This window comes from Leeuwenhoekiella sp. A2 (genome assembly GCF_047946655.1).
In the GTDB taxonomy this organism is placed as follows: Bacteria; Bacteroidota; Bacteroidia; order Flavobacteriales; family Flavobacteriaceae; genus Leeuwenhoekiella.
Genome location: NZ_CP172311.1, coordinates 2,058,355 through 2,072,305, shown reverse-complemented (window position 1 = coordinate 2,072,305; position 13,951 = coordinate 2,058,355). Strand labels below are relative to the sequence as shown.

Annotated in this window: 13 protein-coding genes and 1 tRNA gene; 3 read left to right on the top strand and 11 right to left on the bottom strand. The window is 39.0% G+C overall.

Annotated elements, in window-relative coordinates; translation table 11 throughout:
* Positions 1-149 precede the first annotated feature (149 nt).
* The 3 genes from ACH3PA_RS09245 to ACH3PA_RS09235 form a co-directional block, all read right to left on the bottom strand.
* Positions 150-1,157 carry a DUF4861 family protein gene (locus tag ACH3PA_RS09245; RefSeq protein WP_416444897.1) on the bottom strand — a complete coding sequence of 336 codons (1,008 nt, stop codon included), beginning with the start codon at positions 1,155-1,157 and terminating at the stop codon, positions 150-152.
* A gap of 11 nt (positions 1,158-1,168) precedes the next feature.
* Positions 1,169-2,389, bottom strand: coding sequence for a glycoside hydrolase family 88/105 protein (locus tag ACH3PA_RS09240; RefSeq protein ID WP_416444899.1), 1,221 nt, complete (start codon positions 2,387-2,389; stop codon positions 1,169-1,171).
* 381 nt (positions 2,390-2,770) lie between these two features.
* A complete protein-coding gene (locus ACH3PA_RS09235; protein WP_416444901.1) occupies positions 2,771-3,898 on the bottom strand; it encodes a carboxymuconolactone decarboxylase family protein in 1,128 nt (375 codons plus the stop codon).
* 213 nt (positions 3,899-4,111) lie between these two features.
* Here ACH3PA_RS09235 and ACH3PA_RS09230 point away from each other — a divergent pair, with 213 nt between their 5' ends.
* Complete coding sequence (locus ACH3PA_RS09230; protein ID WP_416444903.1) at positions 4,112-6,349, top strand: molybdopterin cofactor-binding domain-containing protein; 2,238 nt, start codon at positions 4,112-4,114, stop codon at positions 6,347-6,349.
* Positions 6,350-6,414: 65 nt separating this feature from the next.
* On the opposite strand, the gene ACH3PA_RS09225 is transcribed toward ACH3PA_RS09230, so the two are convergent.
* The 6 genes from ACH3PA_RS09225 to ACH3PA_RS09200 all read right to left on the bottom strand — a co-directional run bounded on the left by ACH3PA_RS09225 (position 6,415) and on the right by ACH3PA_RS09200 (position 10,369).
* On the bottom strand, positions 6,415-7,065 hold the full coding sequence (locus ACH3PA_RS09225; protein ID WP_416444905.1) for a hypothetical protein: 651 nt from the start codon (positions 7,063-7,065) through the stop codon (positions 6,415-6,417).
* A 38-nt stretch (positions 7,066-7,103) separates the two neighbouring features.
* Positions 7,104-7,568, bottom strand: coding sequence for a (2Fe-2S)-binding protein (locus ACH3PA_RS09220; RefSeq protein ID WP_416444907.1), 465 nt, complete (start codon positions 7,566-7,568; stop codon positions 7,104-7,106).
* Between the two features lie 182 nt (positions 7,569-7,750).
* On the bottom strand, positions 7,751-8,407 hold the full coding sequence (locus ACH3PA_RS09215) for a flavodoxin (RefSeq protein WP_416444909.1): 657 nt from the start codon (positions 8,405-8,407) through the stop codon (positions 7,751-7,753).
* A gap of 27 nt (positions 8,408-8,434) precedes the next feature.
* Complete coding sequence (locus ACH3PA_RS09210) at positions 8,435-8,899, bottom strand: nuclear transport factor 2 family protein (RefSeq protein WP_416444911.1); 465 nt, start codon at positions 8,897-8,899, stop codon at positions 8,435-8,437.
* An 11-nt stretch (positions 8,900-8,910) separates the two neighbouring features.
* Positions 8,911-9,366: a nuclear transport factor 2 family protein gene (locus ACH3PA_RS09205; RefSeq protein ID WP_416444913.1), complete on the bottom strand. Its 456-nt coding sequence runs from the start codon at positions 9,364-9,366 to the stop codon at positions 8,911-8,913.
* Between the two features lie 22 nt (positions 9,367-9,388).
* Complete coding sequence (locus tag ACH3PA_RS09200) at positions 9,389-10,369, bottom strand: aldo/keto reductase (RefSeq protein ID WP_416444915.1); 981 nt, start codon at positions 10,367-10,369, stop codon at positions 9,389-9,391.
* Positions 10,370-10,528: 159 nt separating this feature from the next.
* Between ACH3PA_RS09200 and ACH3PA_RS09195 the strand changes: the two genes are divergently transcribed.
* The gene (locus tag ACH3PA_RS09195) at positions 10,529-11,422 is read left to right on the top strand and encodes a helix-turn-helix domain-containing protein (RefSeq protein WP_416446629.1); all 894 of its coding nucleotides are present in this window, start codon (positions 10,529-10,531) and stop codon (positions 11,420-11,422) included.
* A 168-nt stretch (positions 11,423-11,590) separates the two neighbouring features.
* On the opposite strand, the gene ACH3PA_RS09190 is transcribed toward ACH3PA_RS09195, so the two are convergent.
* Positions 11,591-11,672, bottom strand: a tRNA-Leu gene (locus ACH3PA_RS09190).
* Positions 11,673-11,805: 133 nt separating this feature from the next.
* Here ACH3PA_RS09190 and ACH3PA_RS09185 point away from each other — a divergent pair.
* The gene (locus tag ACH3PA_RS09185; protein ID WP_416444939.1) at positions 11,806-13,200 is read left to right on the top strand and encodes a dipeptidase; all 1,395 of its coding nucleotides are present in this window, start codon (positions 11,806-11,808) and stop codon (positions 13,198-13,200) included.
* Positions 13,201-13,344: 144 nt separating this feature from the next.
* Here the strand turns inward: ACH3PA_RS09185 and ACH3PA_RS09180 are convergent, their stop codons facing one another.
* A complete protein-coding gene (locus ACH3PA_RS09180; protein WP_416444941.1) occupies positions 13,345-13,917 on the bottom strand; it encodes a PhnA domain-containing protein in 573 nt (190 codons plus the stop codon).
* Positions 13,918-13,951 lie beyond the last annotated feature (34 nt).

Sequence of the window (13,951 nt, the reverse complement as noted above, 5' to 3'; positions counted from 1 at the left end):
ATTTTTTTAAAATTAACCACCCGCAACTAAGTTCACGATCTATTTACAGGTAAACTTTAATTTTAGAACTATACTTCGGGTTAAATCTGATTTTTACTCAAAATTGACCGATTTTAGCGCATTTTAGGCGTTTTTTAAGTTTGTTCTTGCTACTCCAGCATTCCTTTATTATCCAGATCTTTTAATTTTTTATCCAGATCTGTTTTAAAGCCTTCTTCATCTGGAATTCCCTCTTTTTGACCATTCCATGACCCGGAAATATAATAGGTGATCTTTTCAGTTGTAGGTTTGAAAATCAAAAAGTGATCATGAGGTCCGTCTGTTATTTCCTGCAGCTGAGAGGTTTTATAAAAAATCACCATGCCCAGTAAATCTTCATCACTCACCAGAGTTTGTGCACCATAGGTAGCGATATATGCCCAATCTCCGGAAGCACTGGTTTCCTGCATAAGGGGAATATCTTTAAATTTTACGATGCCGGTTGCTAGTCCGTCAATTTCTGAACCCGGAGTTAATTCAATTTTAGTAAAAGTGCCTTCCGGAAATATGCTTAAAACGGTCTGTAAATCGGTAGTTACACTTCCCGTCTTCCAACCTGTATAATCTATAGTCACAGTTGATTTTGCATCAGCATTGGCCACTTTAACCTTAGTTTGATCTACCGTATTAAAATGCGCTATAGTATCTCCTGTATATCTCCCGTAACCACCAATTCCCAGAGATTTTCCGGCTTTAAGAATATCCTGTCCCCAGGGAGCCGCTTCATGATAAGAATCAAAATTATCCTGGCCTACGTAAGGCAGGACAAGTGTGTCTGCTTTTTTTCCAAAAATGTCAATGGCATTTCTCCAGTCAAGATATAAACGATAGGCTATGTTCTTATTTTCCCACCCGGGACCTTCATATCTGATGTACCAGGAGTGATCTGTATGAAGTGCGGGTAAGTCTAAAGAGTCTACATTTTTAAATGTACCATCCTGATAGGTGCGTTCCTGCTCGTTCCAGCTTCCACCTTCTTTAATAGAAATCTCTGCATAAGTTGCAGGCTCATTAGCAGTCTCTTCTACTTGAGCCGAATCTTGTGCTTGGGTTTCTTTTTCCTTACAAGCAATAAGAGAACTCAATGTGAATGCCGCGATAAGTAAATTGGTTTTCATTTATTATTGTTTTATCTATTAAGTTGAAGTGCAGCCAAAATAAAAGGACCGGTTGCTTTAGGGTCATTATCCTGCTTTCTTTCGTTTACATAATACTCGTATGAACCGTCGCGATAAGGATCGCCTCCTAAACCTGCTACAGCGCAAGCTTGGGTGATAGTTATAGTGCCGTCATCATTTACGACGATAAGTTTTTCAACTAAACCGTCAAAGGCTTTATTAGCTACATTTAAGTAATGATCAGGTAAATACCCGTTATTAGCCCCTTTAGCCAAAGCGTACGCCAGCATGGCGCTTCCGGAAGCTTCCAGATAATTACCTTCTCGCTCACCCATATTAGGCACCTGATACCAAAGGCCAGATTCATCCTGAACTTTCTCAACAGCCACTGCCAGTTGATTTAAATAATCAACTAATTCCGGATGTTTAGGGTGATCTTCCGGGAAATATTCAAGCACATCAACTAATGCCATAGCATACCATCCCAAAGAGCGGGACCAAAAATTAGGCGAAGTGCCAGTTTGTGAATCTGCCCATTTTTGTTCTTTACTTTCGTCCCAGCCATGATACAGCAAACCGGTCTCTGCATCTTTTGCATGCTCCTGAATTAACTCAAACTGCTTTGCAACATCGTCCAGGTTTTTACCATTTTCAAACTTAGAGGTGTACTGCGCATAAAAAGGCGCGCCCATATACAAGCCATCAAGCCACATTTGATCAGGATATCTTTTTTTATGCCAAAAGCCACCTTCAGAAGTACGCGGAGCTTCTTTTAACTGCTTACGCAACAATTGCATGGCCTTTACATATTTTGCATCTTCAGTTTTGTCATAGATCTCAAACAGCAATTTACCTGCATTGATCATATCTATGTTGTAATCCTCAAATTTGTATCGTGTTATAGAACCATCATTTTGAACAAGTGTATCAACATAAGTTTTTCCATAATCATAATATTTCTCATCTCCGGTTTTATCTGAAAGCTGTTGAAACGCTAAAAGAACAAGTCCGTGAACATAATCCCATTTAGGCTCTTCTTTTTGATCAATTTGAAAAGCTTTTGAATTGCGAGCCATAATAGAATTGGCCATTCGTACAGACCATTGCTCCTCTTTTGTAGAAATAGAATTGTCTGCGATCTTTTTTTCGTTCTTATCCCCATTTTGACCGCATGAGCTAAGAGCAACCATAAAAATGATAAGAAAGCATTTTAAAAATCGAAAACTGCCCATTACTTATAATATTGATTACGAAATCGATTTCTTTAAAAATGTAATCGATTACACAAACATACAGTAGATATTAGAAAATTCAAATTATAATGATTAAATATTTGAATAATTCTTGTATTAAACTATTTACAAACGAAAACAGAAAAGCTAAAAACGAGGATATGGGGCAGGGACCCTTCATGAAATATAAAAGCTCATGAGCTACCCCTTAGGCAGGAAAGAATAAAGATCTACAGACCTATATCCAACGGATAAAGGAAAAGCAGATTAGCATAATCCCGGTGATCAATAAACAGGAACTTTAGGGCCTTAGACTATACAAAAGACAGCGTTTAAAGGCATTGTAGTACACCCGATGCCTGCCAGTAACAGAAACTAAAATTAGTTTTCTAAATATTGTTTATCTGACACTCCCTTAAACCATTGGGTGGGACCATTCTCTCTTCCCGTTATAGCTATTTGAACAAACTCCTTATCTAAACTTGCACCGTGCCAATGAGCTAAATTAGGCGGGCATTTAATTACATCTCCCTTTTGAAGTGTTTTTTTGCTCCCTCCTTCTTCCTGGTAATAACCTTCACCAGATAGTACTAGAATAATTTGACCCGCAGGGTGTTGGTGCCAGAAGGTTCTGGCTCCAGGTTCAAAAGTCACAACACCGGCAGCAATTGTATTTACATCATCTGCTTCTACCAGCGATGTTAACCAAGCAGTGCCTGTAAAGACAGGAGTGTTTATTTTCTCACCTTTTGGAAAGATCTTATCATTATTATCATTTTTCGTTTTAATCGATGAATTCAACGCTTTATTCAAAGTTATCTCAGACAGTAAAACTTTTCCTTTATTTGCCCTTTCTAAATCAATCTCTTTTGCAATCATATTTAAAATGTCTGAAATTTGAGATTCACTTATGCCCAAACGCATACTTATACTCATATGTCCGCGAGCCATTGGCTCTAGATTTCCCAGACTAATTAGAGCTGATACCGTGATAATCTCCCGTTCTCTGTACGTTAAAACACCTCGTTTAAAAATATCAGCAAAAAGATGTTCTTTCAGAAATACTTCGATGATCGGCACCGCTTCTGCATAACCAGTTTTCGGTCTGTCTTTAACTCCGGTTAAATCTGCTAAAACATCCTTACCTAATTGGTATTTATCCTCTACTTCTACTGCTGTGGGCTCTTCACCAACCTTGTCCTCTATCCCATCTTTCTTTCTTTTTTCAAGAACAGGGATTAACGTATTTATAGCCATAAGACTGCGCGGAAAACCAGAATATGCATAAAGATGCACAAGCTCCTCTTTAATTTGATTTATCGTGAGACCATTATCTAAGCCTTTATTCAAGGCAACATCCAAATTATCAAGATCGCCAATAGCCGTTAAAGCAGAAATTTTAGCCATGCTTAATTCCGCGTCACTTAAACCTGATTTTGTCTGGCTATGACCCGAGAAAATTAAAGTTTGTATAAAAATGAAACTCAAAAATATTGGACTGGTTTTCATCTTAAAAATATATTTGTTAAGTAATGGCCATTTGCGCATTAGAACTTCAAATTTGGCTATATAAAAACAGTTCTACTACTGCATTTTACGGTTTTACTTACCAATTTTACTGATTTTCAACACATTTAATATGATCAATTTAAAATACTTACATATTTTCTTAACTTGTAGAGTCACTCTGGAGATTTAAATTATTCGGGTAAATTTTAAGCTATGACGCAAATAAAAACTTCACAAAACAGGAGATCATTTTTGAAGACCTCTGCCCTAGCAGGTGGCGGAATGATGATTGGGTTTAACTGGCTTCTTTATTCAAAATCAAATGAATCTGCTTCTACACAAATTCCTGATGAATGGTATAATCTCAATGCTTATCTAAAAATAGCTAAAGACGGAACCGTGACCATTATGGCTCCCAACCCTGAATTTGGCCAGAATGTTAAGACGTCATTGCCAATGATCGTAGCAGAAGAACTTGATGTAGATTGGGACGATGTTGTGGTAGAGCAAGCGCCATTCAACACAGATTTGTACACCCGTCAATTCGCAGGAGGTAGCCAGTCTGTGCGACAAGGCTGGAATGCGCTAAGAACTGCCGGCGCGACAGCGCGACTACTTTTAATAAATGCAGCTGCACAACAATGGAATGTGCCGGATTCTGAAATTACCACGGCAAAAGGCGTGATTACACATTCCAGCGGAAAAACCATCAAATATGGTGAAGTGGCGCAACTAGCATCGAAATTAGAAGTACCGGAAACAATAGAACTAAAAAAAGCTGAAAATTTTACCATAATTAGTTCTTCCAAGAAAAATGTAGAACTCCCCGGAATTGTGAGTGGCAAGCCCCTGTTTGGACTGGACTATAAGGTGGAGGGTATGAAATATGCAACCATAGCTCATCCTCCTGCTTTTGGGATGAAATTGAAATCTATTGATGGTTCTGAAGCAAAAAATATGCCCGGCATTACAGATGTTTTTACCATTGATGTTTATAAAGATGATTATGAGCAAAACATTTTTGATACGGTTACTTTTAATAAACTTGCTGTAGTCGTGGGCGACAGTACCTGGCAGGTGATGCAGGCAAAAAAAGCTTTGAAGTTAGAATGGGAACTATTTGATGAATACACTCAAAAAATGAGTGTTTTTGGCAATAAATCTGAAAAGATCGTCCCGGCAGGATTAGAGAGCACCGAAAAACATATGGAACAAATGCAGGCCAAATCTAATGAACCTGCAAAAGAACTGCGAAAAGATGGTAATCCCGAAGAAGCTTTTAAGAATGCAGCAAAAATTATTGAAAGCACCTATACCGCTCCCTTTCTTGCTCATAATGCTATGGAGCCCATCAATTTCTTTGCAAATGTAACATCAGACAAAGCAATAGTTGCGGGCCCCTTACAGGCACCTCAGTTAATTGAAGATACGGTGGCAACCAGACTGGGGATGAATAAAGAAAATATAGAAATCATTATGACCCGCATGGGAGGTGGTTTTGGGAGAAGAGCTTACTCTCATGAACTGGTAGAAGCCGCAGTGATATCTCAAAAAATTAAAAGTCCCGTAAAACTTTTTTATACACGGGAGGAAGATATGACCTATGGCATTTATCGCCCGGCATATCACATAAAATTTAGAGCGGCTCTTGATGAGAACAATAATCTTACAGCTTATCATATTAATGGCGGGGGAATTCCTGAAAGTCCCATTCACGAAAATAGATTTCCTGCCGGGGCTGTAGACAATTATGTGGCAGAATCCTGGGAAATCAATTCTAACATAACTATAGGAGCTTTTCGCGCACCAAGGTCAAATTTTATGGGTGCATCAGAACAGGCTTTTTTAGATGAAGTAGCGATTGCTGCAGGCAAAGACCCAATAGACTTCAGAATTGAATTATTTAATAAGGCAAAAAGCACTCCTGTAGGGAAAGATAATGATTATGATGCCGAAAGATATATGGAGGTATTAAAGCTGGTAAGGGAAAAATCAAATTGGGATTCTCCAAAAACAGGTGTTTATCGGGGCGTTGCAGCGTATTATTGTCATAACTCCTATGTTGCGCATGTAGTAGACCTGAAATTAGAAAATGATAAGCTGGTCTTTGATAAAATTTACAGTGCAGTTGATTGCGGTATTGTAGTCAACAAAGATGCTGCTAAAAATATGGTTGAAGGCGCCGTAACAGATGGTTTAGGAAACGCAATGTTTGGGAAGATGACCTTTAAGGATGGTGTCCCGCAAAAAAGCAATTTTTATAATTATAAAATGATCAGGATAAATGAAGCTCCTAAAGACATTGAAGTTCATTTTGTAAATAACGGTCAGGATCCTACGGGATTAGGGGAACCTCCTTTTCCACCTATATTTGCGGCATATACCAATGCACTTTCAAGAGCCAAAAACAGGAGATTTTATAATCATCCTTTTATGGAAGAAGTTTCCTAATAGTAGTATGGTGAGAGAAATAAAGGGACTGAAAATAAGTCCCTTTATAATTTCTATAGGTTTAGTTATTTAGAATCATCCGGAGCATAGGCTCCATTTTCCAGCCAGGTAATCCAGGCATCTTTAAATTCCTTATGACTAAGAGGTGGAAGTGATAAACCTTCCGCTGGTTTCCAACCTGCTTTCACCAGCGTATCATCTGCGTGTTCTATAAGATCTTCAATAGTTTTATTTCCGTTCTTAGATTTATCTACCAATTGTCTAGCGAGTTCAGAAACTGATCTTCCCTGAAATACCATTTTCATATCTGCCGGGGGCAAATGCCATTCAGGATTTCCAGGTGGTGCATGTAAACCGGGAGAATTCATATTTTGATGGCAATTAGTGCACCTCATGGCATACATTCCTTTACCATCTTTTCCCCTGTGGGGAGACATACCATGTAAGTGACTATCATCTCCCTGCAAAGGCACATCACCAGAGGGATGGCAATTTAGACACCTGGGATGCATAAGTACTGTATACACTTTTTTAAATGCTTCTTTAGAAGCAACGCTATCCTGTTGCTCTTGGCGAAGCATTACATATTCTGAATCTTTATGGATAAAACCGGTACGGCTCATACTTACCGAAATCCCGGCGATCAATAGGATGATAAGAATTCCCAGGAATTTTTGACTTTTAAAAAAAGAGGGGTGGGTTGTAGTGTTGCTCATGACTTCTTAAGTATAATATGACTGGATAGCTCGAAAAATCAGGTGGTGCTGCTGTTAATCTCTGCAGCACGGTGAATGGCTTTTCGTATACGTGAGTAGGTGCCGCAACGACAGATATTTCCAGACATTGAAATATCTATATCCTCATCAGTGGGATTGGGATTTTCCCGCAATAATACTGCGGCTGACATAATCTGGCCGCTATGACAGTACCCGCATTGCGGTACATCAACTTCGGCCCATGCTTGTTGCACGGGATGATCATGGTTTTCTGCCAATCCCTCAATAGTAACTACTTTCTTGTTCTCTGCGCGTTTTACCTTTGTTACGCAAGAGCGTGCCGCCTCTCCATCCAGATGCACAACACAAGCACCACATTGTGCCACACCGCAGCCATACTTTGTTCCCATAAGGTTAAGATGGTCCCGCAAAACCCATAATAATGGAGTCTCTGGGTCAACATCTACCTGTACAGCCTTATTATTTACATTTAATGAAATCATGATATAAAGTATTAGTCAATGTTATTAAATATAGCCAAATTCAGTCAAACTTCTGTTGGGGCACTACAAAAGCTTTAGATCAACATTTAAAAAATATACAATGAGCGATCTGCAAACCGCTCTACACGCTCTGCGTCCCGATGGTCAAAGAATTTAGTTTTATGGGTATTTAGTATTTCATATTAATTCTTATTTTTCAGAATATCTATTTTCTCTAACCATAGGCTCACCTGCGCATCTACCTCTTCTGCCCTGTCTCCTTCCATCACAAAAAGGATCCCATCCCTTTCAATACCTCCTTCTACTGAAAATGCTTCGAGTATTTCTGAATCTGGACACAAAGATTTTATCGTTCTAATGCTGCTTCCCAGACCGTAACCGGCATTGGTATTAAAGGGAATAACGGTTTTCCCAGAAAGGTCATTTTCAGTTAAAAAACTTTTTATAGGTGATGGCAGCTGCATCCCCCATGTAGGAAAACCGATGAAGACCGTGTCATAATAACCTAGGTTGTCAATCTTGGTTTTTAGCGGTGGTAAAAAGCCGGTCTCGTTTTCCTCAGCCACCCGGGCTACGATTTCCTGATAATTTTCAGGATAAGGATCCTGCAATTCTAATGCTACCAAGTCACCTCCTGCTCTTGCCTGAATCATTTTGGCTACAGCCTTAGTATTATTTGTTCGCGATAAATACACAATCAATATTTTTTCATAATCAGAAATAACAGGTATTTCCGCCTTGGGGGATTTGGCTGAAATCAAATCATCATCTCCTGTTTGCTGCGTCTGCATCGTCATACCTACGCATAGGGTTAGTGCGAAAAAAAATATTGTTTTCATATCTAAAGTATAAGAAACTGAGTATGCCTAATGCTCTCCCGGCGGACCCATAAGTTGATTCACAAACGAAAGGTTTGCCAGTTTCCAGCTCGTATTCTCTTTCACATAAACCTCTGTAACTATAAACCGGTGAGAAACTTCATTGCCGCCCACAACAGCCAGCAGCGTGATGTTGCTCAATACAATGGCTGTATTTTCGATAATATCTACCGAAACCTTATGAATATCGGCGTTTTTGTACCAAATACCACCACTTTTTATGATCTCAACTTCCTGTTCTTTACCCCAGCTGCCACCCATATGTACAAACTGCGCTTTATCATGAAATAATTCGGCAAGTTTATCAGCCTCCTTATCGGCCATCCATTGCCATTTCTTAGCAGAAAGTTCCTTAATTTCGGTTTCTGTTGCGGTATCCTGAGCAGTTATCTGAGTACTGATCATGATCATAAAAACAGCGCACAAACCTCTGGTTATCGTTGCATATCTCATGTCTATATTTTTTAGTGTACAATTTCATGCGTGTCCCTGACACTGCTGAAGGTAAGATCTAAAAGCTTCCAGGAATCCTTTTGATTTTGATAGATTTCAGTCACCGTAAATTCGGTTGTAACATCACTTCCCCTAACAAAAGCAGTAAGCGTAATGCGGTTCCAAAGGATCGCAGTGTTACCAAAGGTCTTTACCACCACATCATGCACATCGGCTTTTTTATACCAGATACTACCAGACTTTATAATTTCCAATTCGCGCTCCTTGTCCCAGGTACCGCTCATGTGCACAAACCGCGAATCATCATCAAACAGTTCATCAAGTTTATCAACATCTTTATCTGCCATCCACTGCCATTTTGATTTAGAAAGTTCTTTTACTTTCTTTTCTGTAATGGTGTCCTGAGCAAAACTAAATTGGCTAACCAGGATTAAAAAGATTCCTGTAATTCTTGTTTTTACATTCATTTAATCTGTTTTAAACTTTAAATTAATTATTGATCATTTTCTGCATTTGCTCTGGGTAGCGTGCTCCCTGCACATCGATTTGCTCTAAAGCCTGCTCAATTTTCTTTAAATCCTCTGCGCTCAGTATAATATCAGCGCTTCCTATATTCTCGTTTAAGCGATGCAGTTTCGTAGTTCCAGGAATAGGGACGATAAATGGCTTTTGATGAAGCAACCAGGCCAGAGCGATCTGCGCCGAAGTGGCATCTTTTTCTTCGGCGATTTTACCCAGTAGTTTAACCAGCGCTTGATTGGCCTTTCTGTTTTCCTCGTTAAATCGCGGTACGATATTCCTAAAATCATCTTTAGCAAACTCGGTTTTCTCATCAATCTTGCCTGTTAAAAAACCTTTCCCCAGCGGACTAAATGGCACAAAGCCAATGCCCAATTCTTCTAGAGTAGGAATGATTTCTTTTTCGGGCTCTCGCCACCACAGGGAATATTCACTCTGCAGCGCTGTTACCGGTTGAACCGCGTGTGCCTTACTGATAGACTCTACTCCGGCTTCAGACAGCCCGAAATGTTTTACTTTTCCTTCCTGAATCAAATCTTTCACCGTTCCGGCCACTTCTTCTATGGGCACATCAGGGTCAACGCGGTGTTGATAGAATAGATCAATCACATCGGTATTTAGTCTTTTTAAGGATTCTTCGGCAACCTTTCTTATTCTATCGGGATGACTATTTAATCCCTTACCGGGTTCACCTTCTTTAAAGCCGAATTTGGTCGCAATTACCACGTCTTTTCTAAACGGTGCCAGCGCTTCGCCCAGTAGCTTTTCATTTTCAAAAGGACCATAGGCTTCAGCGGTATCGAAAAAATTAATTCTCTGATCATATGCTTCCCGAATAAGTTTTATGGCCTCGTTCTTTTCTGTAGCTGGGCCATAGCCAAAACTTAATCCCATACATCCCAATCCCAGAGTTGAGACTTCGAGTCCGTTTCCTAATATTCTCTTTTTCATAATTCAAATTTTTACACCAACAAATATCCTCAATCAACAGATTTATAAGGGTATACAAATTACGGTGTTGCTTACCATTTTTACTGATTGGGTCTTTTTGGCTAATTTTCTATATATGTGAATGGTATATTTGTTTCAGGAATTAAGATGTACGCACTCATGAAAGATATTCTTAAAGTAGAAACTATATCACAATACAATGCCTTAAAAGAAGTCAAAACCAGACATCCCCTAATTACCGCTTTTGATAGTGCGACAGCTAAACCATTAGCTAACGGTAAATTTAGTTTTGCTTTTTATGCCGTTTTTCTAAAAGGTGTGAATTGCGGAGAATTAAAATATGGGAGAAACACGTACGATTATGACGAAGGAACAATGGTTTTTATGGGACCGGGACAGGTCGTGGGAATAAAAAGTCAGCAGGATTATAATCCAAAAGGAAATGCTTTGCTTTTTGACCCAGAGTTTATCAAAGGAACCCCTCTGGCTGCAAAAATTCATCAATATTCTTTCTTTTCCTATGAACTGAACGAAGCTCTGCATATTTCAGAAAAGGAACAACAAATCATTCAAGACCTTTTTTCCAAAATAGATTATGAACTGGACCAAGCAATAGACAAACACAGCAAGACAATCATTACTAATAACATAGAATTACTGCTTAATTACTGTGAACGCTTTTATGACAGGCAGTTTATTACTCGTGAGAATCTGAATCAGGGAGTATTGTCAAATTTTGAAAAATTACTCAATGCCTACTTTCACACAGAAAATCCTCAAAAATTGGGGCTTCCTTCGGTTGCTTATTTTGCAGAAAAATTAAATTTATCTGCTAATTATTTAGGAGATCTCATCAAAAAAGAAACTGGTAAATCTGCAATAGACCACATCCAGCTCAAACTTATAGAAATCGCTAAAGACCGTATTTTTGACTCAGAAAAATCAATCAGCCAGGTTGCCTATGAATTAGGTTTTAAGTATCCACAGCATTTCAACCGAATGTTTAAAAAAAATACCGGATTTACCCCAACTGATTATCGAAACTTAAATTGATGCTATTAAAGGTGTAAAATAAACTGTTAAGAATATAAATTGCTAATAGGAGCAAGCAGAATTATTTTACCCAAACGATATCAAATAAAATAATTTAAAGAAAAAACACACATTTGTGTTAACCATAAACAAAAAAGCCGACTCGTTAAAGTCGGCTTTTTATTGAAGTACGGGCGGGGAGACTCGAACTCCCACACCGTGAGGCACTAGATCCTAAGTCTAGCGTGTCTACCAATTCCACCACGCCCGCATTCTAACTTTTGCTGTACTTAGGACTCATTTGCAAAAGCGAGTGCAAATATAGAAAATTCTTTTAATTGCTAAATCATTTTAATTAAAAAAAGATGCACAAAAATCATAATTTTGATTCAAAATCAGATTCTATGAAAAATGCCCTTAATTATATCACTCAAAATAAAGACCGTTTTATCAATGAACTCATTGATTTACTGAAAATTCCATCAATAAGCGCAGACCCTGCTTATAAAAAAGAGGTATTCAATACTGCAGATGCCATAGCATTAAAACTGCGTGAAGCAGGCTGCGATTCTGTAGAAATATGTGAAACCCCGGGTTATCCTATTGTTTATGGCGAAAAGATCATAGATCAAAATCTACCAACCGTCCTGGTTTATGGCCATTATGATGTTCAGCCGCCAGACCCTTTAAATTTATGGGACAGTGCTCCTTTTGAACCTGTTATAAAAGATACAGAAATTCATCCCGAAGGTGCCATTTTTGCCCGCGGCGCATGTGATGATAAGGGCCAGATGTTTATGCACGTTAAAGCGCTTGAATACATGACTAAAAATGATGATCTGCCCTGCAATGTCAAGTTTATGATAGAAGGTGAAGAAGAAGTAGGCAGTGAGAACTTAGGCTGGTTTCTGGAGCGCAATCATGAGAAACTTGCTAACGATGTGATTCTCATTTCAGATACGGGCATGATCGCAAAAGATGTACCCAGCATTACTACAGGTCTACGCGGACTAAGTTATGTAGAGGTTGAGGTTACCGGGCCTAATCGCGATTTGCATAGCGGACTTTACGGTGGTGCAGTGGCAAACCCTATCAATGTACTCACAAAAATGATCGCTTCGCTACACGATGAGAATAATCATATCACCATTCCCGGTTTCTATGATAAAGTAGAAGAACTTTCTAATGAAGAGCGTGCAAAAATGGCTGAAGCTCCATTTTCGTTAGAAAACTACAAAAAAGCACTAAATATCGGTGAAATATATGGTGAAAACGGCTACAGCACTAATGAGCGCAACTCGATAAGGCCCACGCTTGATGTAAATGGTATCTGGGGAGGTTACACAGGAGAAGGCGCTAAAACCGTGATTCCAAGTAAAGCTTACGCGAAAATAAGCATGCGTCTGGTTCCTGATCAGGATTGGAAAGAAATTACTCAGTTATTCAAAACGCATTTTGAAAGCATTGCTCCTGCCGGCGTAACCGTAAAAGTAAAACCACATCACGGGGGGCAGGCTTATGTCACTCCAATTGATGACATTGGTTATAAAGCAGCAGAGCAAGCCTATGAAAAAACTTTTGGTAAAACTCCAATACCTCAGCGTAGCGGTGGCAGTATTCCTATTGTTTCTTTATTTGAAAAAGAGCTGAAAAGCAAAACTATACTTATGGGTTTTGGTCTTGACAGTGATGCTATTCACTCACCAAATGAGCATTTTGGTATTTGGAATTATTTAAAGGGAATTGAGACCATTCCACATTTTTATCATGCTTATACAAAGTTGAAGCTGGAAGAATAATTTCTTATTATAAAACTTAATAAAAAAGACACTTAGAATACGTATGTCATATTGAGCCTGTCGAATATCAAATATATATTGGTCTTCGACAAGCTCAGCCTGACATCTAGATTTCATAAAGAATAGATCTCAACTATATGGTAACTATATTTTCTTGACGTAATCTGTGATTAAAACAATCTGCTGGCCGTCTACTTTGCCTTCTATGTATTTTTCGTTTTCGTGGTCCAGCGAAATTCGGCGTACCGCAGTTCCTTGTTTAGCAACCATACTGCTTCCCTTTACCTTAAGGTCTTTAATCAGCACGACAGAATCTCCTGCTTCTAAAACAACACCGTTACTATCGCGATGAACCAATCCGGAAGTATTTTCAGTTGGTAATCCGGCTTTTGCCCAGATTTTAGTCTCCTCTTCAATGTACATCATATCGAGTAGATCTTGCGGCCAGCCTTCGGCTTTAAGTCGCGTAAGCATTCTATACGCCATAACCTGAACCGCCGGCACTGTACTCCACATACTATCGTTAAGACATCGCCAGTGATTAGGCTCTGCCTGTTCGGGATTCTCGATCTGCTCCTTACACGTGCCACAAATAAATATTGAACTGTCTGCATCTGCGGGCGAATCTGGCACATGAAACACATTCAGGTCTTGTGTACCAGCACACAGTTCACATTTATTATCGCTTCTATCTCGTAAATCTTGTTCTGAACTCATCAAATTATTTTCTAGGCAACAAAGCTAACTTTAT